Origin of the sequence: Glaciecola punicea ACAM 611 (genome assembly GCF_000252165.1) — a bacterium.
Classification (GTDB): Bacteria; Pseudomonadota; Gammaproteobacteria; order Enterobacterales; family Alteromonadaceae; genus Glaciecola; species Glaciecola punicea.
This window is the reverse complement of the sequence record NZ_BAET01000007.1, coordinates 465516-487887: the sequence shown is the minus strand read 5'-3', so window position 1 is coordinate 487887 and position 22372 is coordinate 465516. Positions and strand designations below refer to the sequence as shown.

22 protein-coding genes are annotated in these 22372 nt (G+C 42.8%); 20 read left to right on the top strand and 2 right to left on the bottom strand.

Annotation, left to right across the window (positions count from 1 at the left end; genetic code table 11):
* The 8 genes from GPUN_RS04575 to GPUN_RS04540 form a co-directional block, all read left to right on the top strand.
* A partial coding sequence (locus GPUN_RS04575; RefSeq protein ID WP_040520298.1) for a thiamine pyrophosphate-dependent dehydrogenase E1 component subunit alpha occupies window positions 1–730 on the top strand: 730 nt, incomplete at its 5' end.
* Between the two features lie 4 nt (window positions 731–734).
* The gene (locus tag GPUN_RS04570; protein WP_006003884.1) at window positions 735–1712 is read left to right on the top strand and encodes an alpha-ketoacid dehydrogenase subunit beta; all 978 of its coding nucleotides are present in this window, start codon (window positions 735–737) and stop codon (window positions 1710–1712) included.
* A 12-nt stretch (window positions 1713–1724) separates the two neighbouring features.
* Window positions 1725–3362 (top strand): dihydrolipoyllysine-residue acetyltransferase, encoded by a 1638-nt coding sequence (locus tag GPUN_RS04565; protein ID WP_006003882.1) that lies wholly within the window; start codon window positions 1725–1727, stop codon window positions 3360–3362.
* 40 nt (window positions 3363–3402) lie between these two features.
* Window positions 3403–4320, top strand: a complete 918-nt coding sequence (gene rlmJ / locus GPUN_RS04560) for a 23S rRNA (adenine(2030)-N(6))-methyltransferase RlmJ (RefSeq protein WP_006003880.1) — start codon at window positions 3403–3405, stop codon at window positions 4318–4320.
* 93 nt (window positions 4321–4413) lie between these two features.
* The gene (locus tag GPUN_RS04555) at window positions 4414–6237 is read left to right on the top strand and encodes a protein kinase domain-containing protein (protein ID WP_006003878.1); all 1824 of its coding nucleotides are present in this window, start codon (window positions 4414–4416) and stop codon (window positions 6235–6237) included.
* A gap of 326 nt (window positions 6238–6563) precedes the next feature.
* Entirely contained in the window at window positions 6564–7427 is an 864-nt protein-coding gene (locus tag GPUN_RS04550; protein WP_006003876.1) for an acyl-CoA thioesterase, read from the top strand.
* A 475-nt stretch (window positions 7428–7902) separates the two neighbouring features.
* Window positions 7903–9132, top strand: a complete 1230-nt coding sequence (locus GPUN_RS04545) for a nucleoside recognition domain-containing protein (RefSeq protein WP_006003875.1) — start codon at window positions 7903–7905, stop codon at window positions 9130–9132.
* Between the two features lie 55 nt (window positions 9133–9187).
* Window positions 9188–9619, top strand: coding sequence for a DUF2177 family protein (locus GPUN_RS04540; RefSeq protein WP_006003874.1), 432 nt, complete (start codon window positions 9188–9190; stop codon window positions 9617–9619).
* 107 nt (window positions 9620–9726) lie between these two features.
* On the opposite strand, the gene GPUN_RS04535 is transcribed toward GPUN_RS04540, so the two are convergent.
* Complete coding sequence (locus GPUN_RS04535; protein ID WP_006003873.1) at window positions 9727–10350, bottom strand: Maf family protein; 624 nt, start codon at window positions 10348–10350, stop codon at window positions 9727–9729.
* Between the two features lie 282 nt (window positions 10351–10632).
* Entirely contained in the window at window positions 10633–12006 is a 1374-nt protein-coding gene (locus GPUN_RS04530) for an amidohydrolase family protein (protein WP_006003871.1), read from the bottom strand.
* Window positions 12007–12356: 350 nt separating this feature from the next.
* Here GPUN_RS04530 and yceD point away from each other — a divergent pair, with 350 nt between their 5' ends.
* The 12 genes from yceD to holB all read left to right on the top strand — a co-directional run bounded on the left by yceD (window position 12357) and on the right by holB (window position 22340).
* Window positions 12357–12878 carry a 23S rRNA accumulation protein YceD gene (gene yceD, locus GPUN_RS04525; protein ID WP_040520150.1) on the top strand — a complete coding sequence of 174 codons (522 nt, stop codon included), beginning with the start codon at window positions 12357–12359 and terminating at the stop codon, window positions 12876–12878.
* A gap of 9 nt (window positions 12879–12887) precedes the next feature.
* Window positions 12888–13058: a 50S ribosomal protein L32 gene (gene rpmF, locus GPUN_RS04520; RefSeq protein ID WP_040520148.1), complete on the top strand. Its 171-nt coding sequence runs from the start codon at window positions 12888–12890 to the stop codon at window positions 13056–13058.
* Window positions 13059–13076: 18 nt separating this feature from the next.
* Window positions 13077–14093 (top strand): phosphate acyltransferase PlsX, encoded by a 1017-nt coding sequence (plsX, locus tag GPUN_RS04515; RefSeq protein ID WP_274378072.1) that lies wholly within the window; start codon window positions 13077–13079, stop codon window positions 14091–14093.
* 5 nt (window positions 14094–14098) lie between these two features.
* Window positions 14099–15058, top strand: coding sequence for a beta-ketoacyl-ACP synthase III (locus GPUN_RS04510; RefSeq protein WP_006003863.1), 960 nt, complete (start codon window positions 14099–14101; stop codon window positions 15056–15058).
* A 27-nt stretch (window positions 15059–15085) separates the two neighbouring features.
* Window positions 15086–16003, top strand: a complete 918-nt coding sequence (gene fabD, locus GPUN_RS04505) for an ACP S-malonyltransferase (RefSeq protein WP_040520144.1) — start codon at window positions 15086–15088, stop codon at window positions 16001–16003.
* Window positions 16004–16050: 47 nt separating this feature from the next.
* Entirely contained in the window at window positions 16051–16788 is a 738-nt protein-coding gene (gene fabG, locus GPUN_RS04500; RefSeq protein ID WP_006003859.1) for a 3-oxoacyl-ACP reductase FabG, read from the top strand.
* Window positions 16789–16974: 186 nt separating this feature from the next.
* Window positions 16975–17214, top strand: coding sequence for an acyl carrier protein (gene acpP, locus GPUN_RS04495; RefSeq protein ID WP_006003857.1), 240 nt, complete (start codon window positions 16975–16977; stop codon window positions 17212–17214).
* A 77-nt stretch (window positions 17215–17291) separates the two neighbouring features.
* The gene (gene fabF, locus GPUN_RS04490) at window positions 17292–18545 is read left to right on the top strand and encodes a beta-ketoacyl-ACP synthase II (protein ID WP_006003854.1); all 1254 of its coding nucleotides are present in this window, start codon (window positions 17292–17294) and stop codon (window positions 18543–18545) included.
* A gap of 135 nt (window positions 18546–18680) precedes the next feature.
* On the top strand, window positions 18681–19646 hold the full coding sequence (pabC, locus tag GPUN_RS04485) for an aminodeoxychorismate lyase (protein ID WP_006003853.1): 966 nt from the start codon (window positions 18681–18683) through the stop codon (window positions 19644–19646).
* 7 nt (window positions 19647–19653) lie between these two features.
* The gene (mltG, locus tag GPUN_RS04480) at window positions 19654–20712 is read left to right on the top strand and encodes an endolytic transglycosylase MltG (protein WP_006003851.1); all 1059 of its coding nucleotides are present in this window, start codon (window positions 19654–19656) and stop codon (window positions 20710–20712) included.
* Complete coding sequence (gene tmk, locus GPUN_RS04475; RefSeq protein WP_006003849.1) at window positions 20709–21407, top strand: dTMP kinase; 699 nt, start codon at window positions 20709–20711, stop codon at window positions 21405–21407. The genes mltG and tmk overlap by 4 nt, the downstream gene beginning before the upstream one ends.
* The gene (gene holB, locus GPUN_RS13645) at window positions 21408–22340 is read left to right on the top strand and encodes a DNA polymerase III subunit delta' (protein WP_006003847.1); all 933 of its coding nucleotides are present in this window, start codon (window positions 21408–21410) and stop codon (window positions 22338–22340) included.
* Window positions 22341–22372 lie beyond the last annotated feature (32 nt).

The following is a 22372-nucleotide window of genomic DNA, read 5'->3' as shown; positions in this document are numbered from 1 at the left end:
TTTTATGACGATATCGTCACCGCTTGGGACCCAAATACCGCAAGCTGCAGGCTACGCATATGGCCAAAAAATGGCCGGTGCACCTGCCGTAACTATTTGTTACTTTGGTGAAGGCGCTGCCTCCGAGGGCGATTTTCATGCAGGGCTAAATATGGCCGCCGTGCTCAAATGCCCCACTATTTTCTTTTGTCGTAATAACGGTTATGCCATTTCAACGCCCTCACAAGAGCAGTTTGTGGGCGACGGTATTGCCGCTAGAGGAGTAGGCTACGGCGTACCCACCATCAGAGTAGACGGTAACGACGTGCTGGCTGTTTATGCCGCTACGCAAACCGCGCGTAAACTAGCTTTAGCCGAAAATACCCCTGTGCTAATTGAAGCTATGACCTATCGCCTTGCTGCGCACAGTACCTCAGATGATCCCAGTGGCTATAGAAGTAAAGATGAAGAAGTTAAATGGCAGTTAAAAGATCCGCTGCTGCGTTTTGCACGCTATTTAGATTCGAAAGGCTGGTTTGATGAAAAAGAGATGGATGCATACCTAGATAAAAGTCGTGAAGACATACTGGCAGCGTTAAAACGCGCTGAAAAAGTGCCGGTAAACCCGCTCAAAGATATCATAGAGGATGTGTATGATACTCCGCCATGGCATCTCAAAAAGCAGTTGTCAGAGTTAGAAAGCCATATTGCCAAGTATCCACAAGATTATCCAAAAACGGCAGGGAGATAAGACCATGGCAAAGATGAATCTACTACAGGCTATTAACAACGCACTTGTTACCACCATGGAAGCCGATGAGAAAGTCATGGTGTTTGGAGAAGATGTAGGCCATTTTGGGGGCGTTTTCAGAGCCACTTCAAACTTGCAGGAAAAGTTTGGCAAGTCACGCTGCTTTAATACACCCCTCACTGAACAGGGTATTATTGGTTTTGCCAACGGCTTAGCCTCGCAGGGCTCAGTGCCCGTAGCTGAAATCCAATTTAGTGACTACATTTTTCCTGCATTTGACCAAATTGTGAATGAAACGTCTAAATGGCGCTATCGCTCTGGCGGTCAATTTAGCTGCGGTACCTTAACTATTCGCACCCCTTACGGCGGCGGTATTGCAGGAGGTCTTTATCACTCGCAGTCACCTGAAGCTTTTTTTGCCCATATTCCGGGTATGAAAGTAGTAATTCCACGTAACCCTAAACAAGCAAAAGGCTTGTTAATTGCCAGTATTCGTGATGACAACCCGGTGCTTTTCATGGAGCCTAAAAAGATTTACCGCGCGTCGGTAGGGGATGTGCCCGAGAACGACTATGAGTTACCCTTAGGCAAAGCCGATATTGTAGCGACCGGAACTGACATTACCTTATTAGCATGGGGTGCCCAGGTAGAAGTCCTTGAAAAAGCAGCTGAAATGGCTAAAAAAGATGGTATTTCGTGTGAAATTATAGATCTGCAGAGTATTTTGCCCTGGGATGCTGAGACTATTTTTCAGTCGGTGTATAAAACGGGCAGATTACTCATTAATCATGAAGCGCCCTTAACTGGCGGTTTTGCCAGTGAAATAGCTGCCACTGTTCAGCAAGAATGTTTTTTATATTTAGAGGCGCCAATTGCGCGTGTTTGTGGTCTTGATACGCCTTATCCCTTAGCGCATGAAAAAGAATACATGCCTGATCACTTAAAAACGTACGAAGCAATAAAGCGCACACTAGATTACTGAGGTTTTACGCACATGAACGATTTTATATTACCCGATATTGGCGAAGGCATTGTTGAGTGTGAGTTGCTTAAATGGCTAGTGGCCGAAGGCGACACCGTGGTTGAAGATCAGCCTATAGCTGAGCTTATGACCGACAAAGCAACGGTCGAAATACCCGCTATGCACAACGGTATAGTCAGCAAGCTTTATTATAAAGAAGGCGATATTGCTCGGGTGCATGAGCCTTTGTTTGCGATGCAGTCATCAAGCGATGAGCGCGCTGAAACAGTCGAACTTAGCCCTGAAAGTGAAGCGCAGCCAATTAAAGCTACAGCTTCTGGCTCAGCGCAAATTGAGTCATTCATATTACCTGATATTGGGGAAGGTATTGTTGAATGCGAGATTATGCAATGGTTGGTCAGTGAAGGCGATGTGGTGAGTGAAGACCAGGCAGTGGTAGAAGTAATGACAGACAAAGCCGTGGTTGAGATACCAGCTAAATACAACGGTAAAATAGTTAAGCTACACTATGCAAAAGGTGATACTGCCGGTGTTCATACGCCTTTATTTGACCAAGAGATAGACAGCGGAGCACAAGACTTAACTAATACCAGCAACACTTCTGCGTCTACAGCAGAGCCGGCGTTACACCATTCGCTGAAGCATCCCGCTGTAAGCTCTATTGCAGGCATCGCAAGTGATACAAATAAGCATCAGCAGGGCGAAAAATACGAGCCGCCTGTACAAGTCAGCCGCGCGATTGCAAGTCCGGCAGTAAGACGCTTAGCCAAAGAAAATGAAATTTCTTTGAGTGATATAAAGCCAACGGGTCACAAAGGTAGAGTGTTAAAACAAGATGTTATGCAGGCACTTTCTAGCCATAAAGAGCATTCGCAAGCGTCGCAAAATACTCAAACCGCGCCAAACTCAGCGCAAACTTCAGGTATTGAAAAAGCTTCATCAAACGATGACAGGATAGAAAGCATTAAAGGTATTCGCGCCACCATGGGCAAGCAAATGATGGCCAGTGTTAGCACTATTCCGCATTTTTCGGTGTCGGATGAACTGTGCATGGATAAGCTAATTGCCTTGCGTAATGATCTCAAACCTGTATTTGAAGCTGAATCGGTAAAGCTGAGCTTTTTACCTTTCTTTATTAAAGCACTGTCGCTGGCTATGAAGACATACCCGATATTAAACAGCCGGCTGAATGAGGCAGGCACGCTGCTCACCTATTTAAGCGCACATAATATTGGCATTGCGGTTGATTCAAAAATAGGTTTGCTGGTACCCAATATTAAAAACGTTGAAACCCTATCACTGTTTGATATTGCGCAGCAGTTAAACGGAATTATTGAGCGGGCTCGCTTAGGTAAGCTCAGCAATGCCGAACTTTCGAATGGATCTATTAGCCTGTCAAACATTGGGGCCATTGGGGGTATTACCGCTACGCCGGTTATTAACAAACCCGACGTCGCAATAGTGGCCTTGGGTAAAACACAGAAACTGCCTCGCTTTACGCCCATCGGTGATGTTTTTGCTAGTAACATTATGATGGTAAACTGGTCGGGAGATCATCGCGTGATTGATGGCGCCACAATGGTGAAATTTAATAACTTATGGATGGATTATCTCTGCCATCCTGAAAAAATGTTAGTACACTTGCGCTAATATATTAGATAACTGACCGCCATATTATAGGAGTCTCTCATTGCTAAGTTACCAACACGCATTTCATGCCGGTAATCACGCTGACGTTTTAAAACACGTAACCCTATGCGCCCTTATTAGAGCGCTCAGCGTTAAAACAAGACCTTTTTTTTTCCTGGATACTCACGCTGGCAATGGCTGCTATGATATTCAAGAACAAGGCCATCACGATGAAGTAGCGGCGCGTTTTTTACAAGAAACGTCCCAAACACCGGCGATTATTGTTGATTACATGCGCCTTATTAAGCCCTATATGGCTAAACTTAGTTACCCAGGCTCACCCCTTGTTGCTTGGGAAATGCTTGGCTTATTAGCACAAGAAAAAGGTGCAGATCAAAACACCTTTGCGCATGTCAATATGCATATTAGTGAGCTTCATCCAAGTGCTTATAGTGATCTTAAACAATGGACAAGTCATAGCGAATTTCATTGTCACCATCGAGATGGCTTTGAGCTGCTAAATGCGCTAACGCCGCCTAAGCCAAATAGAGGCTTAGTGTTAATTGACCCGCCTTATGAACAAGTAGTTGAATATGAACAGGTTGTTGAATCGATAAGCAAAGCCCTGAGTAAGTGGCAAAATGGCATATATGCCATATGGTATCCGCTATTATCGCAGCAGCGAATAGACAGAGTCAGCGGCGCTACAGTAGACACGCCAAAACATGGTTTAAGTGAAAAAATGCTGCTCGCTTTCACTGAACTTGCCGCTCAGCATAAAATAGGCTTGCTAGACATTCAGTTTGCACATCAAACACCTAGCGAAAATGTGGGCATGTACGGCTCGGGAATGGTGGTGTTTAACCCGCCTTGGCACTTTGATTCTACGTTAAAATCAGCACTTGAGTATTTAAAAACGTTAGCTCATGCTGGTGCTAGTGACCTTTCTAAAGTGTCAATGCTAGTAGATCCTCCCTAGTGATGATAATGCTGTTATTACCCCATATACACAATAAACTGTGCGTTTTGCAGACTGAAGTTTGTATTATGGTAGACACAAGGGACTTACAAAATGAAAGAGCTAACGCTTAAACATTTTTATATACCAGATGATCAGTCGGTATATTTGCTGTCACATAAAGATGCCAAAAAATTAAAAAACTGGTTTGCTCTATGCGAGAAACAGCTTGAAAGGCTTGGCTATTTTAACGTTGAATTAATTGGCAAAGGTGCATTTGGTTTTGCCTTTGCTGGAAAATCTGCACTAGGAGAAGAGCGCGTATTCAAATTTTCGAAGGTAACGCTGCCTCAACACGTGCAAGACAGATTCGAAGAAGAAGCTTACATGCAGGGCTTGCTGCTTCACCCTAACATTCCCAAAGTCATCGCTTTTCAAAAAATTAAACGCCAGTCTATTTTAGCCATGAAGCGTGCGCCTGGTGAAGATTTAGAACAGTTTTCGCTAAAATACGGCCCCCTACCTATTACTACTTTGCTTAGTATTTTAGTCTCTTTGTGTGACGTATTAATGAGTTTACGCGGTTTTTTTGAAAACGGGGTGAGTAGACCAATTGTGCATGGCGATGTGAAACCCTCTAATGTGGTGTGGGATGACAGCACCGACACCTTAATGCTGATTGATTGGGGTTCTTCTGTATTTGCTCAACTTGATAATCAAGGGCAACATATTGGCAACAATGTCATGGATTTAATGTCCAGCGACATACAACAAACCAACGCCCGACTTGGCGACGTATATTTTATTGGCGATGATCAGTTAAGTGGCAAAATGTCGTCACCTCGCTTCGATGAACAAGGCTTAGCCTCGACCATCTATGCTTTAGCGTCGGGCCAGTCGTCGCGCTTCGGCTGTCATGTAATTAAGCCTTCATCCTTAGGTTTACCTCAAGCTTTAGCACAGTGTTTAGAAGCGCTGTTAAGCGATGACCATGCTACTCGATTGCGCGGCGGCGATTACTTGTTTAAAAATTATCATCACTTTAAGCGTATTGTGGTAAAAGATGTGGTGGACGACAGTATTTGTTCATTGCCAACGTGGATAAGTAAAATAACTAAAGATATTGAAACCGTTGTATACAGTTCCAGAAAGTCGTTTTTGCGAGATCAAGAGGGCTTTGACAAGGCCAATTTAAATTATATCAACGATGCCCAATTTGACCGTTATTATAAAAACTTTCTGCAAGGCATGGGCGAAACTGAAAAAGCGTTTATTTCGGCCGTGAGTCGTTTGGGAAAATACCCAGTGGTAGGAGGCCTAGCCATTCGCTGGCAAAAAGACGGTATGTACGTAGACTCGTCGTTAAAATTATATAACCCCAGCATGCAATATTCATTCGATAGAAGTGTCGACAACATGATAAATCTAGCGCGAGCTATTGACGGAAAAGGCGTGTTTAAATCGTGCATGTTTAACGCAAAAAACACGCTGCACGTTGAGCGCCGAAATGAAAGCGCTAACTTTATTCCAAAGCAAAACATGCTAATAGGGTATGAAGTCAGCAAAGTGTCGGTTGCAGAAGATCAATCCCGTATGCATTCTTATTTTGAAGACGGCGAAGACCCTGATGAGCTTTTAAAATTGCCCGAACCTTTACTGGAAAGACTACGCTTGCTCAATAATATCCATCATACTGGCTGCATCATATTTGAGGCACTGCCTAAGCATCTTAAAGTTCACAGTTACGTAACGCTCTTAGACCATTCTAAAGAAGAAGCTTTTAAAAAACTGCTGAATGACATTATTACGTTTATTCCGACCATTGAAGGCTTAGGGATATCGGGTTTTATGAAATTACCTTATAAAGACACGCGTTTTTTTAAATTGCAGCGAGCGTTACCCACCCGTTTTTATCCCAGAAACCCTTACGTTCCCTAGCGCAAGGGCGCGTGTGTTTGTATTATCTTTCACGTAAAGCGATTAGGAATACGTGTAATGAGCTGGATGTTTTGTAGTCAATAATTATTCAACCAAACTTTGTCGCCTAACTGGTCCCACTAATAGTTCATTTAAGCGTCTTTTATTTGCGTCTATGAGTGGGTGTTTCTAGAGGGTCGTTCTACACCGCCCATAAAAAATATAATAAAGGCTAAGCATGTTTTTTAAAAGCGTGTAGGGCTGTATAATCGCTATTTATAAGTGTGTCTTTAATCACTATACTTGGTCGCAAACATGCACTTTTACCCTTGATAATTGGAGATCACATGAGCGATGCACGTTTACAGTCATTATTTGAGTTAACAGCACTCGAAAAAGGTTTATATGAAGGTAAAAGTTGGGATTTGGGATTTCCAGCATTATATGGTGGTCAAGTATTAGGGCAATCGGTTATAGCGGCCTACAGAAGCTTGCCCGATGACAGGCGCATTCATTCCTTTCACAGTTATTTTTTATTGCCCGGAGACGCGACCAAGCCGGTTACATATGAAGTTGAGACAGTGCGTGATGGCAGAAGTTTTTCAGCCAGGCGCGTAAAAGCGATTCAAAACAAGCGCACTATCTTTTATATGACCGCGTCGTTTCAAAAGGTAGAAGAGGGCTTAAGTCATCAGTTTAGTGTAATGCCTGATGTTCCCAAGCCTGAATCGGTTGAAAAAGATATTAAATTTCATGAGGTGAATTTTAGTAAATTATCGAAAAAAATGAAAGAAGCCTTGCCGTTTCATCGACCCGTAGATATTCGCACCATTAATGCTTCGCATATGTTTGACACTGTAAAACGTGAGCCTAAACGACAGCTTTGGTTTAAAGGCAGGGATGAAACATCTAACGATGTAGGGTTGAATCAGGCTTCACTTGCATATGCGTCAGACTTTCAATTTTTAAGCACGGCGCTTGGTGCACACGGCTTGGCTATTCAAGATAAGAACTTGCGCTTAGCGACTATTGATCACGCTATGTGGTTTCATCATTCGTTTCGATTTGACGATTGGTTAATGTACGATATGGAAAGCCCCTTTAGCGGCAATGGACGCGCGCTGGTTCAGGGCAAAATTTATAACAAAGAAGGTTTATTGGTTGCTTCGTCTGTGCAAGAAGGTTTGTTGAGACTGGCTAAAACAGAGTAATAAATTATATGTTGTTCAGCTGTACATGCTGATTTTTAAAGCATGCAGGATAGGGTAAACCTAATTAAAAAGGCCTGGAACAAACGTTCCAGGCTTAGGGGGTGGCTCATTTAAGAGCCTTGCGCTAACTTGTACTAACTACAACAACGGGAGGCTTCCACAAAAGCCTCTTTTAATATCAAACTTTTAACATCAAACTTTGTACTGCATACTTTCTTACCGCATATTTCCTAGCATAATATAATACATAGGAGCAATGCGTGTAATCATTAACTTAATTATACTATACCGTATTTGTGAGTTAAAGATAAAGTGCTTTTTAGTATAAATAGATCCCAGGCTTGTATTTGATGGTACTATTTTTCGAGTATGCTTATATGCTAAGCCAAAATGTCGCAATTAAAGCCTTTGGCTGGCATACATTAAGTGTTTCACTATGACTAAAATTCTTAAAACATAATAAAAGAGGGCAGTTATGCTGCACAAAATCTGGCTGGCTTTTATTGTCAGTTCCTTCATTGCCACATGTATCAAGGTGGTTGTTACTGGTGACATGGGCAGCTTTGAACAAGTCATGACCGCCGTTACCAGCATGGCACGCACCAGTGTTGATATAGCCCTTGGCCTTATAGGCTTACTGGCTTTTTGGTTAGGCATATTTAAAGTAGCCGAAAACTCAGGCTTAATCGCTAAATTTTCAAGACTGTTGGCCCCGCTGCTGTGCCGTATAATGCCTGATATACCAAGAGATCATCCTGCGCTTGGCAGTATTACCATGAATATGTCGGCAAATATTCTTGGCCTTGACAACGCAGCAACGCCTTTTGGCATAAAAGCCATGCAGGATATGCAGACCTTATCCCCGGTAAAAGATACGCTTACAAATTCCCAAATATTATTTTTAGTGTTAAACACCTCGTCTGTGACCTTATTTCCTATTGCCGTATTTTTGTATCGAGCAGAGCAAGGCGCAGCTCAGCCAACCGATGTGTTTATTCCTATTCTGCTGGCCACTAGCGCATCCACTTTAGTGGGTTTGATAGTCACCTGCGCAGTGCAAAAAGTAAATTTATTTAACCGCGTGGTGCTAATTTACTTAGTCGGTGCCTTTAGTTTGTTAGCGGCAGTTATGCTTTACTTTTCAAGGTTAGCCGCTGATCAGCTAGCCAGTCAATCGAGTTTAATTGCCAACTTTGCACTAATGACCTTCATTGTTGCCGTCTTAGTGATTGGCTGGCGTAAAGGCCAAGACACCTACGAACAATTCGTTGAAGGTGCTAAGCAAGGTTTTGACGTGGCGGTGTCAATTATTCCTTTCTTATTGGCGATGCTATTCGCTATTGGAATGCTACGGGCCAGCGGAGTTATGGATTTTGTCACTGATCAAGTGGCTTTCTTGGTTGCCTTAGTAGGACTAGACACCCGCTTTGTAGATGCGCTACCTACCGCAATGATGAAACCATTAAGTGGCTCTGGTGCTCGAGCACTCATGATTGAAACGATGCAGTTTCACGGCGCTGACTCTTTTGTAGGGCGTTTAGCATCGGTTATGCAAGGCTCCACCGAAACCACCTTTTACGTACTGGCAGTTTATTTAGGCGCCGTTGGCATAAAACACAGTCGCTACGCGGTTGGCTGTTGTTTAGCGGCTGATTTTGCGGGCATCTTTGCAGCAATTATGGTGTCGTACTGGTTTTTTGGGTAAAGTATGCATGTCTGTTTACGATTACTAAGTACAATAAGTAAAGGAAGATTACATCATGCTGACCAATGTTAAAAAGTTTATGCGCAGTATCGTCATATCGCTAACATGCATTTGTATAAGCTTTGCTATTCTAGATGCATTTTGGTTAGGTTACTTTGCCACTAACTGGTATCAAACTGAAATGCAGTCGCTTATGCGAAGCCAGTTTATAACTTGGCCTTGGTTAATATTTTACTTGATATACACTAGTGTTACCTTCTTATTAGCCGTGTTGCCCAATAGAGAAAAACTATGGACCTACGCGGCCATAGACGGTGCGCTTTTAGGCCTAGCCAGCTATGGGGCATACAACCTTACAGCCCATAGCATAATAGAAGGTTTTACGCTTAAAATTATGTTGACTGATTGGGTATGGGGTACATTCTTAACCAGTTGTTGTGCGACTGCGGGATGGTTTGGTTTTCAGGCATATTGCAAAAAAAGCTGAGCCTTGGTGTGCGAGAAAGTAAGTAGTAAAGCTTGTATAAATTTATGCACAAATAATGTCGGACTATGGTGCACCACGATACACTACCGCAGAATGATATAGCTTGGTTATCCCCCTAAAATTGGACGGCCTATATTTGCCAACATGCTACATAAAGCAATAAGCGGCAGGCCAATCAGACTGTTAGGATCATCACCCTCTAGCTTTTCAAATAAGCTAATGCCTAAGCCTTCTACCTTAAAAGCACCGGCGCAGTCTAAAGGCTGTTCTCGTGTAATATAATCATTTATCTGCGCAAGGCTTAAGGGTCGAAAGTGTACATAATAGGGCACAACCGCTAATTGCTTATGCCAGCCGTCAGCGCTGTTAGGCAAAGGGGATAACACACACAAGCCCGTAAGAAAAGTAAGTTTTTGGCCACTTACCTGCATAAGCTGTTCAACCGCGCGCTCATGAGTAAGCGGTTTGCCTAAAATTTCATTCCTTTGCGTCACCGCGATTTGGTCTGACGATATAATAATATGCATGGGATGTTGCTCAGATAACACTAATGCTTTTTGTTCGCTTAACCTACTTACCATGTCATGTGGCATTTCTTTATCTATAGCTGACTCGTCAATGTTAGGCGCTGCCTGAACAAAATCTAGCCCCAATTGCGCCAGCAACTTCGCACGGTATTTTGAAGAAGAGGCAAGTAAAATAGGGCAGTGCTGGTTTTGGATAGTTGACATAAGTAAATCAAAAATAGTTGATGTGACGACTGTATTGATTGTACAACCATAATAGTTTAAATACTCAATTGTGTTCGCGTAGTACTTCAATTAAATATTTCGTAGAGTCTGAAGCAATATTAGTTTGATTTTTTTTGCAAAAGTTTTTCTTAGTGTAATGATCGCTGCGTAACTCTAAATAGTGAGATAACAACATTAGCGTCGTTCTAGTGGTGTTAGCTTGCTGGTACTAACTATGTTTTCTTGGTTTAGATAATGTGTAGCAAGCTAAATTTGATAGGCTTAATCAGCCGTTGGTAAGCCATTTAACTTATAAACTTTTCCACCTTTCATTACCATATCGACGTTTTGCAACAAGTTAATGTAGCGCAGCACATCACCTTTAACCGCAATAATATCGGCATATTTACCGGCTGAAATAGTGCCTGTTTTATCACTCACCTTCATGAGTACCGAAGGCCAATATGTGGCAGCTCTGATAGTGTCCATTGGTGAAATATCCATTTCGTTTACCCATACCGAAAGTTCATTCCATGTACTCTGACAATGGAATTTAGTCGGTATTCCGCTGTCCGTGCCAATTAGCATTACGACACCGGTATCTTTCAACTGCTGAATTTTGCGTTTAAGTGTAGGCTTTCGCAGCGGCGTTAGCTGCATATATTCTAGCTGCCCCACATTGCCAAGAGAATCACGAATATCTTTAATCGTGCTCGGTTCTAGTCCTCTATGCCAGCACTTGTCATCTAGGCGTTCAAAATTTGAAACTGTTGTCTCATAGTTCCATAGACCTTCTACAGTCGGTGTCCAAAATAACGGTCCACCAGCAATGCGGCCTTTTGCAGTACGCTCTTTGAGCAAACGAATAACGTCTTCTGGGTATTCGGGTGCAGTCGTCAAGCCGGTATGCTCAAAATTATCAACGCCAATCTCCAGTCCACGTCTAATTTCGTCAGGTTTGTGTGCATGAGCCACCACCACTAAATTACGCTTGTGAGCTTGATCTACAATCGATTGAGCTTCCTCAATTGTCATCATGTCGTGGTCTATTAGCTTTATGATATCCACTCCAGCGTCAGCCAACTTGTTGACCTTAAGCTTTGCATCTTTTACGCCGTCAATCCCCCAACGATAATGTTCGGTACCTGGGTAAGGTTTATGCTGCAAGAATGGTCCTGATACATACAGGCGAGGGCCAGGGATTTCACCACTTTCAATTTGTTTTTTTATTAATATCGAATCTTCAAGCGGCGCGCCTAAATCACGTGCACTGGTTATACCCGCAAGGAGCAGCTGCTCGGCGCTTGCTGGCATTATTTCGCTAGCAAGTTTAGATGTATACTCTTTACGCCAGTGCACATAGTCGGCATGCCCAGTAAGCATTAAATGAGCATGGTTTTCCCACAGCCCGGGCAACACATCCATGCCTTCTGTGGATACCACTTTATAGTCGTTAGGGACCGGTAACGTGTCTATCGAACCCACTTTTAGTATTATCCCATCTTTAATTAAAATAACGCTATTGGCAAGCGGCTGATGGCCAAAACCATCTATTAGACGACCGCCTACTAAAGCGGTTTGCTGAGCATTGGCCATTGGCAAATTGACAAGGCAAAAAGTGATCATTATTGTAAAAAACACTGCAAATTTTGACATATTTAATAACCTTATATTTTTATGTGACGTTGTATTCGTTATGAACGTTTTGTTAAGGTAGCGCTATTTAGACAAAGAAAACAGGATTTATTATTTTTAGGAACCAAAGGAGTAGGTTTGTTGAATCAATATAGTGTTTATTTCTAATAGCTATTTGCGTAATCTAAGCTGAAGAGTAAATTTGCCTATAATTAAAATGTGTGTTGTGAAGTTTGACTAATTTTACTATATTGCACATTAGTTAATATATATACTATAGGGGCTTTAAACCATTTCAGGCGCTAGCTATGAAAACCAAACGAATGAAAAGCTTTGACTAACGCCACACAAATATATACCATGCGCGCGCTATGACAAATGTGAAATTACCAAAAAAACTAGATCCAAACAAAAGCGCGCAGTTGCGGTCGAAGTACGATGGCATTTATTTGGCGTGTGAAATGTTACGATACAGCTCAGCGGTAGCGGATGCTGCGCCTGAAGTGCATGTTAAAATTGAGTTTTCAAAAGACGCGCAGAGTCTTACTTACTTTAACGGTGAAATGCGTTCGCAGGTGCAACTAATTTGTCAGCGCTGTAATGAAGTGTTTGACCACTCAGTTCACACTGAGTTTTGTTACACACCCGTGCAGGGGAGTGAGCAAACAGACCTATTACCAGACGCATACGACCCGGTACAGGTCGATGACCAAGGAGAGGTCGATTTATTTGAACTGCTTGAAGATGAATTAATTCTATCTTTGCCTTTAGTGCCCTTACATTCTCATGAGGAATGTAAGGTAAAAGCTGAAAATATGCAGTTTGGAGACATCGAACCGGGACCAGTGCGTGAAAACCCATTTGCGGTTTTAAAAGAACTTAAGCGAGACTAGGAGTAACCCATGGCGGTACAGAAAAGTAGAAGAACACGCTCTACGCGTGGAATGCGTCGTTCACATGACTCATTACCAGGCGCGACATTGTCGGTAGATGCGACCTCTGGCGAAACTCATCGTCGTCACCATGTGACAAATGATGGTTTTTACAAAGGTGAAAAAGTGACGGCAAAGTAAGCATTCAGGCTTATATTTGTGCATGTCACAATAGCAATAGATATCATGGGGGGCGATCGCGGCCCCCATGTTTTTTTATCTGCAACACACAAAATCCTTTCAAATTTTGACGCGGTAGCCGTTATTATATGTGGCGATCAAACATCTATTACATCTTTTAAATCTAGCTTAGCAGTCTATGCAAATCGCGTTACCTACGAGATATGTGCGCAAATTGTCGAGATGACCGATAATCCGGCTATGGCCATTCGGCAGAAAAAATGCTCAAGTATGCGTAAAGCCCTCGACTTGACCCAGCAAGATATTGCTAACGCCTGCGTAAGTGCTGGCAACACCGGTGCCTTAATAGCAATGGCGTACTATGTGCTCAAGACTATTCCTGGAATATCGAGACCGGCGCTGTGTACTCTACTGCCAACACAAAACCGAAAGAAAGTCCTGCTGCTAGATTTAGGCGCTTCTATTAACTATAACGCTGAGAATCTTTTTCAATATGCGCTCATGGGCTCTGTATTTATGCAGCAAACCCAGGGTATTGCATCTCCCGCAGTAGCGCTATTGAATGTAGGCGAAGAAGATACAAAGGGCAACAGCCTCGTTAAACATGCCAACAGCTTAATAAAAGAATGCGGTGCAATAAACTATGTGGGTTATGTTGAAGGTGATGATATATTTGCCGGTGAAACCGACGTGGTGGTAACTGACGGATTTACCGGTAATGTAGCGCTTAAAGCGAGTGAAGGCATAGCTAAATTCTTAGTTGAAGAAATTAAAACGCTGACGAAAGAAACCTTAATTGCGCGTATTCTAAGCAAACTTGCGCTGCCACTTATCAAAAGCTTGTTTCAACGTATGAACCCCGACCAGTATAACGGAGCCAGTCTGTTAGGATTGCAGTCTACCGTTATAAAAAGTCACGGAAATGCGTCTACGGAGGCCTGCTACTACGCTATTGTGCAAGCAATTAATGAAGCTCAGCAAGCAGTTCCTGATAAAATAAAAACGAAAATAGAACAAGAGTTAATGGAGCACTAGTAAATATGTATTCCCGAATAATTGGCACGGGTAGCTATTTTCCTAAAGACGTACGCAGCAATGCCGACCTAGAAATTATGATTGATACGTCCGATAAATGGATAACTGACCGCACCGGCATTAAAGAAAGACGACTTATAGGTGCAGATGAAACCGTCGCTACAATGGGAGCACAAGCGTCATTGAAGGCGCTTGAAGCCGCGCAATTGCTGCCTAGTGATATAGATATGATTGTTTGTGCAACTACTAGCGGGCGTTACGCGTTACCTAGTTCAGCCTGCGAAATTCAAAAAATTCTCAAAGTAGACAATATCCCCGCGTTCGATGTTGCCGCAGCATGTGCTGGGTACTGCTATGCGTTAAGTGTCGCCGACCAGTACATCAAAAGTGGCATGGTGAAGCGTATATTAGTAATAGGCAGTGACTGCTTGAGCCGCTTAATTGACCCTAAAGATCGTTCAATGATCATTTTATTTGGCGATGGCGCGGGTGCAACCATATTAGAAGCAAGTGAAGAAGCTGGTATATTGTCTACACATATTAATGCGGCAGGCTCGTATTCTGATTTATTGCATGTTGGCAACCCAACACGCGGCGATGAAGCCTCGGTGCATGAAAATTGGGGTGGCATGAAAGGCAATGAAGTGTTCAAAGTTGCGGTCACGAAACTAAGTGAAATAGTTGAAGAAACTTTGGCGGCCAACAACATGGCAAAATCTGATTTAGATTGGTTGGTGCCACATCAAGCCAATTTTCGGATTATAAAAGCTACCGCTAAAAAATTAGATATGTCGCTTGACCAAGTGGTGTTAACACTTGAGAAATATGGCAATACCTCAGCGGCGACCGTACCTACTGCGCTAGATATTGCCATTAGAGACGGTAGAATTAAACGTGGTCAAAACTTATTACTAGAAGCCTTTGGCGGTGGTTTTGCGTGGGCATCTGCGCTAGTGAAATATTAGCATAACAACGAAGAACGAGAACTATTAATGAGTAAAATAGCATGTGTATTTCCGGGACAGGGAAGCCAATCTGTAGGAATGCTAGCCGATTTAGCTAGCGACTTTAGTATCGTGAAATCAGTATTTGAAGAAGCGTCTGACGCTATTGGATACAACCTATTTAAAGTAACTCAGCGTGATGATGGGCAGCTTAGTCAAACTGAAATTACGCAGCCTGCATTGCTAACAGCCAGCGTTGCTTGCCTGCGGGTACTGCAGTCAGAAACAGATTTTACACCGCATTTTTATGCTGGGCACAGCTTGGGTGAATACACCGCATTGGTTGCCGCTAATGTGCTTGGTTTAAGCGCTGGTGTAAAGCTGGTGCAGGCTCGCGGGCAGTTTATGCAGCAGGCCGTAGCGCCAGGCGAGGGCGCAATGTATGCCATTATTGGCTTAGACGACAACATAATTGCTGATGTCTGTGCAAAAGTCGCTGCAGATACTAAACAAGTTGTCGCGCCCGTAAATTACAATTCTCCTGGTCAGGTCGTGATTGCCGGCACTAAAAAAGCGGCCGATGCAGCAGCGCTCGCACTCAAAGCTGCTGGCGCAAAAAAGGCATTATCACTAGCCGTAAGTGTACCTTCGCATTGCTTACTAATGAAAGGTGCAAGCATTAAACTACAGGCTTTATTAAATGCTATCGTGTTTAAACAACCTACCACGCCCATTGTGAATAATGTTGATGTTGCGGTTAACGATAATGTTGATGATATAAAAGACGCCTTAGTACGTCAGCTTTACATGCCGGTTCGCTGGTCGCAAAGTGTGACATATTTGATTGCGCAAGAGGTAAGCGAATTTGTTGAGGTAGGGCCAGGCAAAGTGCTGTCGGGCTTAATAAAACGCATCGATAAAAGTGTGACTACCCGCAATATGAATAGTGCTAAAGACTTAGTATAAGATACCTAGTGTATAAAAGAATCACAAAAGAATTATAAAGGATAAGTATGTTTGATTTAACTGGAAAGGTAGCGCTTGTAACAGGCGCAAGCCGCGGCATAGGCAAAGCAACCGCTGAGCAGCTTGCGAGTTTAGGTGCAATCGTTATTGGCACAGCAACAAGTGACTGCGGCGCTGACGCTATTTCTGCATATTTAGGCGACTCTGGCACCGGTATGCGCTTAAATGTAACCGTTGATGAAGAAGTTAGCCTCGTTATCGCTGACATTACCGCTAAATACGGCGGTATCGATTTGCTTATTAATAATGCAGGTATTACTCGCGACAATTTAATTATGCGCATGAAAGAGGATGAGTGGAACGACATCCTACAGACAAATTTAACCTCGGTGTTCAAACTCTCAAAAGCTGTCATGCGCGGTATGATGAAGAAAAAAAACGGCCGTATAGTCTCAATTGGTTCAGTAGTTGGTTCAACGGGCAACGCCGGACAGGCTAACTACGCAGCGGCAAAAGCAGCTGTTATCGGTTTTAGTAAGTCTATGGCACGTGAGATAGCCTCTAGAGGCATAACGGTTAACGTAGTTGCCCCCGGCTTTATCGATACCGATATGACGCGTGGCCTAAGTGACGAGCAAAAAACAGCTATATTTAAAGATATTCCCGCCAACAGACTGGGCGATCCAAAAGAAATCGCAGCTACAGTGGCGTTTTTATGCTCAGACGCCGCCGCTTATATAACCGGTGAGACCATTCATGTGAATGGTGGTATGCACATGAGCTAGATCAATGTATCATTAGGACTTAGCAACAAGTCCCAGTATACAGTTGATAGAATAGAATTTTTGGCCAATAATTAAAATGAATGTGGTTGTACCACACATTAATTAGCTGGTTAAGCTTGCATGGCAAGGATAAGGTCAATAAACTATCCACGCTAAATTTTTAGGTATTTAAAGGAAACCTGTAATATGAGTAATATAGAAGAACGCGTAAAGAAAATTATTATTGAGCAACTAGGCGTCAAAGAAGATGAAGTAAAGTCTGAAGCATCATTTGTAGATGACTTAGGCGCAGATTCATTAGACACAGTTGAACTAGTAATGGCGCTTGAAGAAGAGTTTGATACTGAAATTCCTGATGAGGAAGCAGAGAAAATCACGACTGTTCAGTCTGCAATCGACTACATCAACGCTCATAACGACGCGTAAGACAGTTTTCAAAAAAACGGCTCATCCTTGGGCCGTTTTTTTGTTGCTATTGTTTGTGCTTGAACTAGGAGGCTATAGTGACTAAACGTCGCGTAGTGGTTACTGGCGTTGGTATGCTTACGCCGTTAGGAAATGACGTTGATTCCACGTGGTCAAATATACTTGCTGGCAAAAGCGGTATAGATAAAGTAACGCTTTTTGATACGCAAGAATACAACACTAAAATTGCTGGAGAAGTCAAAGACTTTGATGTTGAAGCCTATATTCCCAGAAAAGAAGCTAAAAAAATGGACCGCTTTATCCAGTTAGGCGTTGCTGCAGGCATACAAGCTCTGCGAGACTCAGGTTTAACGGTATGTGATGAAAACGCGGGACGCGTTGGGATCTCGATTGGTTCAGGCATTGGCGGCCTTCCGCTTATTGAAGAAAATCACAAAAAATTACTAAGCGGTGGCCCTAAGAAAGTGTCGCCGTTTTTTGTCCCTTCTACTATTACCAATATGATATCGGGCTTTTTGTCGATAATGGAAGGTCTTAAAGGGCCTAACTTAAATGTGGTAACAGCTTGTACTACTGGTGTGCATAACATTGGTATTGCCGCGCGCACAATTGCATACAACGATGCAGACGCTATGCTAGCCGGCGGCGCAGAGGCAACTATCACACCATTAGCGTTTGCTGGTTTTGGCTCTGCAAGAGCACTTTCAACTAGCAACGACGACCCGCAGGGGGCAAGTCGCCCTTGGGATAAAGACAGAGACGGCTTTGTTATGGGTGAAGGCGCTGGTGTGGTTATGTTAGAAGAATACGAAATGGCAAAACAGCGCGGCGCCAAGATTTATGCAGAAATTGTCGGTTTCGGCATGAGTGGTGATGCATACCATATGACGTCGCCACCACCCGATGGTTCGGGTGCTGCATTAGCCATGAAGAATGCCATAAAAGACGCGCACATTAGCGAGACACTTATTGGCTACATAAACGCACATGGCACCTCAACGCCTGCTGGCGATGTGGTAGAGGTAGCGGCAATTAAAAGTGTTTTTGCTGAGCATTCAGCGAAGCTTAAAGTAAGCTCTACAAAGTCTATGATTGGGCATTTACTTGGGGCTGCAGGATCCGTTGAGGCAATATTTACAATTTTGGCGCTACGCGACCAAATGGCGCCGCCTACCATTAACCTAGATAATCCGAGTGAAGGCTGCGATTTAGATTTTGTGGCACATAAGGCATCGGCGTTTACCGCAGATTATGCTTTATGTAATTCGTTTGGTTTTGGTGGCACTAATGGTTCTTTATTGTTTGCTAGAGAGCATTCTATAAAAGAATAATAAGCCCCAAGCATTCGTTTTTTCCGCAATTATTTGCTAAATTAAGTGAAGAGATTAATATAATCACCTTCACTTTTTTTATGCCTTTATAATCACAATAAGTATCACCGTAAGGAATAGCCGTAATAGCTTTATATGAATATTGTCATCGCCAATTATTTATCAGAATCGCAGTTTAGTATTCGTGCATTAGACGCTAAGCAAGACTTGTTAGCAGCGCAACTGGATATTGGCAAATTCTGCGTGGCAGCAGATCAGGCTCTTTTTACCAAAGTCTGTTTACAGGACAGAGCGTTTAATTATGGTGATGGCTGCTTCACCACGATATACGGCGAATCTACTCAAGTGTTCTTACTAAACGAACACTTGCAAAGGTTAGCAAGAGATTGTCATAAACTCAGTATAGGGCTTTGCCTAAACACGCTACAGGCTTGGTTGCTACTGGCGCTCAAATGCATGATCACAAAGAGTCACGCAGCATATGCTGTCAAGATTTTAGTTTCAAGAGGTGTCGGTGGTCGCGGTTACGAACTTCCTACGCAGCTTAATACTTCAGTAGTGGTGAGTATATCCCCATGCCTAGTTAGCAAGCCGCTGAGCATTCAAAGAGGCTATGAATACACGATTAAGCAAGCTAATATGACTTTGTCTAGCCAAACACTTTTAGCGGGCATCAAGCACAACAATAGGTTGGAGCAGGTTCTTGCTAAGCGTGAATTACAGCAGTATGACTGTAACGATTTAGTTTTGTGCGATAATACGGGCATTTTAATTGAAGCCACCGCCGCTAATATCTTCTATCAAAAAGATGGTGTTTGGTTCACACCCCAAATAATGCATTGTGGTGTTGGTGGCGTAATGCGCGATACCGTTATTGCTTTTTTTCAAAGTGTGGGTGTTCGCTGTGAAATAAATGCATCGCCCTTTAGTGAATTATTAAATGCCGATGCTGTCTTTTTGTGTAACGCAATTAAGTTTATTATTCCAGTGTCTGCAATCGTTCTTAACGATAAAGAACATCCGTTTACGCTATGGGAAGTGAGTGCACTAGCGTTTGACTTGCACGAATGGATTGGAAAACATCATAAGGTAGAATTTTAGGGCTTACATGAAAAAAATAGTGTCTGTGTTTTTGCTTATCTCGCTGCTAGCGGCTATTGGGGCTGGCATGCTCGTATGGCAAAAATTAAATAGCATTGAAAAATTGAGGCTAAGCATAGATTCCCCAACTGAATTTGAAGTGCTAAAAGGCAAAAGCTTATACAAAGTAGTGGACAAACTAGGCCAATTCGCTGAAATCGACACTTTTAGTTTTAAGATATGGCTACGGCTGAATCCAGAATTTGAAAGAATTCAATCAGGTGTTTATGAACTGCCGCCAAATGTCTCTTTAATAGAGGCTCTCGATCTCATGGTTAAAGGCAAAGTCAAACAATTAAGCATTACGCTGGTAGAGGGGCAAACAATAGCGCAGTGGGTAACAGCTTTGTCACAGGCTGAAGGTTTGTCACACAACATTACTAGTAAAGATGTGCTTTACGAAACCTTAGGAGCAGTTAACTTTGAGTTCTGCGTAAATATTTATGCAAGTGTTGAAGGCTGTTTATTACCAGACACATACTTTTATACGCATGGCACTAACAGCACCGATATTTTAGGACGTGCCTTAAGCGCTATGCAGGTCTACTTAAAGGGGCTTTGGCCTTCTCGCCTTATCAATATACCGTTAAGCACACAGTATGAGGCACTTATTTTGGCCTCCATAATAGAAAAAGAAACGGCTATAGAGTCAGAGCGTACCGAAATAGCCGGCGTGTTTGTTAATAGATTAAATAAAAATATGCGCTTGCAGACAGACCCGACCGTTATATACGGCATTGGCGACAGCTATGACGGAAACATTACGCGCAAACACCTGCGTACTCCTACACCGTATAACACCTACGTGATTAGAGGGTTGCCTATCACGCCCATTGCCATGCCAAACAAAGCATCTATAGAAGCCGCCTTGTTTCCGGCATTAACCGATTCTTTATACTTTGTTGCAACAGGCAACGGCGGTCATCAATTTTCAACAAACTTAAGCGATCATAACAAAGCGGTTAGAGCCTATTTGGTCCAGCGAAAAATTAATCTTACCCGTGAACAAGAGAAAACTAGACAATGAAAGCAGCGTTTGTTGTAGTCGAAGGATTAGAAGGCGCCGGTAAAAGTACCGTCATAAATGCCATAGAAAATTTTTTTACCATGCTAGGTCACAGCGTGATCCGTACCCGGGAACCCGGTGGCACGCCTATGGCGGAAGCCATTCGAGATTGCGTTAAGCAAACTTGGAAAGATGAAACGGTTACCCAAGAGACTGAACTTCTGCTTATGTACGCCGCTCGCAGTCAACTGGTGCACAATATTATACTGCCCGCATTAGCGAATAATATTTTTGTAATTGGTGACCGGCATGATTTATCGTCAGTTGCTTACCAAGGAGGTGGCCGCCAGGTGCCTTTGGAAAATTTACAGTTGCTTAAACGGTTAACTTTGGGTGACTTCACCCCCGATCTTACCCTTTATTTAGATATTGAGCCGAGCGTTGGCTTAGCCAGAGCAAAGGGACGAGGTGAATTAGATCGCATAGAGCTTTCAGGTTTAGCATTTTTTGAGCGTGCTAGGGAAACCTATTTAGAACAGTTGGCCTTACTCGAAAATGCAGCGACCATCAATGCTGGTAATAGCATTGAACAGGTACAAAAAGATGTCCTGCGGGCTCTACATAATTGGTACAATGCAGCTAGTAGCGCAACTAATACCACCGCAAGCCACGCAAATAACAGGACAGTTAAGCACACAGTAAGAGGTGACGAGTAAATGTATCCTTGGTTAGCGTCTACGTTAGCGCAGTTAAAGCAGCGCCTAGGTCAACAGCTGCTTCATCATGGCTTATTATTTATTGCTGATAAAGGCGTAGGCGAGCATCAATTAATAGATCAACTTGTAAAATCGCTTTTATGTGCAACTAAAGAAGCCTGTGGTACCTGTAAAGCCTGTAAATTATTTGAGGCGAAGTCTCATCCCGATATGCATTATGTAGTGTCTGACAAACCTAGTATAGGCGTTGATCTTATTCGCCAGGTCAGCCAGTTCGTAACAACCACATCGCAGATGTTAGGCAATAAGGTAGTAATCATCGAAAACATTGACTTGATGACGGAGGCGGCAAGTAACTCCTTGTTAAAAACCCTTGAGGAGCCGAGCCAAAATACCTATATACTGCTCACAACGACAAAGCCTAATTCACTGCTAGCGACTATTACAAGCCGCTGTGAGAAAATTCGACTTATTTTACCATGCACAGATGATAGTATGATGTGGCTTGCCTCACAAACCGAATCACCCTTAAGTAAAGAGGGCCTTTTGGCATTTTCAGGCTCAGCGATTGATTATTTATCGTCTATGAACAACGATGGTGTTAATTACGGTTTATTTTGCGACGATTTAGAAAGTTTACTGCAAGGGCGTACAAATGAGCTTCTTTTAGCTGAGAAAAATAAAGCGCATGCAAGCTTAGTGCTTCTTTGGACCTATCAAAAGGCTGTCTTGATTTACAAGAAACAGATGGAAGATGTCAGTAAATTACCAGCAAACAATGCCATTAGTAACTTACAAAGAACTCAGTATGCAGAATGTCTAGTGTTTGATTGCCAGCAGGCAAATAAAAAAATTGCACAGGCAGGTATAAATAAAAGCCTTATTTTGCAACAGATTTTTCATAAATTTAAACAAGTCTCATTAATTCATTAATAGGACCCAAACGCGCCTAAAATGAGTGTTTG

What these genes read in the sequence shown, in the direction of transcription:
- GPUN_RS04570 (WP_006003884.1), top strand. Translation starts at nt 735, where the DNA reads ATGGCAAAGATGAATCTACTACAGGCTATTAACAACGCACTTGTTACC.
- GPUN_RS04565 (WP_006003882.1), top strand. Translation starts at nt 1,725, where the DNA reads ATGAACGATTTTATATTACCCGATATTGGCGAAGGCATTGTTGAGTGT.
- GPUN_RS04555 (WP_006003878.1), top strand. Translation starts at nt 4,414, where the DNA reads ATGAAAGAGCTAACGCTTAAACATTTTTATATACCAGATGATCAGTCG.
- GPUN_RS04550 (WP_006003876.1), top strand. Translation starts at nt 6,564, where the DNA reads ATGAGCGATGCACGTTTACAGTCATTATTTGAGTTAACAGCACTCGAA.
- GPUN_RS04545 (WP_006003875.1), top strand. Translation starts at nt 7,903, where the DNA reads ATGCTGCACAAAATCTGGCTGGCTTTTATTGTCAGTTCCTTCATTGCC.
- GPUN_RS04540 (WP_006003874.1), top strand. Translation starts at nt 9,188, where the DNA reads ATGCTGACCAATGTTAAAAAGTTTATGCGCAGTATCGTCATATCGCTA.
- GPUN_RS04535 (WP_006003873.1), bottom strand. Translation starts at nt 10,350, where the DNA reads ATGTCAACTATCCAAAACCAGCACTGCCCTATTTTACTTGCCTCTTCT.
- GPUN_RS04530 (WP_006003871.1), bottom strand. Translation starts at nt 12,006, where the DNA reads ATGTCAAAATTTGCAGTGTTTTTTACAATAATGATCACTTTTTGCCTT.
- yceD (WP_040520150.1), top strand. Translation starts at nt 12,357, where the DNA reads ATGACAAATGTGAAATTACCAAAAAAACTAGATCCAAACAAAAGCGCG.
- rpmF (WP_040520148.1), top strand. Translation starts at nt 12,888, where the DNA reads ATGGCGGTACAGAAAAGTAGAAGAACACGCTCTACGCGTGGAATGCGT.
- GPUN_RS04510 (WP_006003863.1), top strand. Translation starts at nt 14,099, where the DNA reads ATGTATTCCCGAATAATTGGCACGGGTAGCTATTTTCCTAAAGACGTA.
- fabD (WP_040520144.1), top strand. Translation starts at nt 15,086, where the DNA reads ATGAGTAAAATAGCATGTGTATTTCCGGGACAGGGAAGCCAATCTGTA.
- fabG (WP_006003859.1), top strand. Translation starts at nt 16,051, where the DNA reads ATGTTTGATTTAACTGGAAAGGTAGCGCTTGTAACAGGCGCAAGCCGC.
- acpP (WP_006003857.1), top strand. Translation starts at nt 16,975, where the DNA reads ATGAGTAATATAGAAGAACGCGTAAAGAAAATTATTATTGAGCAACTA.
- pabC (WP_006003853.1), top strand. Translation starts at nt 18,681, where the DNA reads ATGAATATTGTCATCGCCAATTATTTATCAGAATCGCAGTTTAGTATT.
- mltG (WP_006003851.1), top strand. Translation starts at nt 19,654, where the DNA reads ATGAAAAAAATAGTGTCTGTGTTTTTGCTTATCTCGCTGCTAGCGGCT.
- tmk (WP_006003849.1), top strand. Translation starts at nt 20,709, where the DNA reads ATGAAAGCAGCGTTTGTTGTAGTCGAAGGATTAGAAGGCGCCGGTAAA.
- holB (WP_006003847.1), top strand. Translation starts at nt 21,408, where the DNA reads ATGTATCCTTGGTTAGCGTCTACGTTAGCGCAGTTAAAGCAGCGCCTA.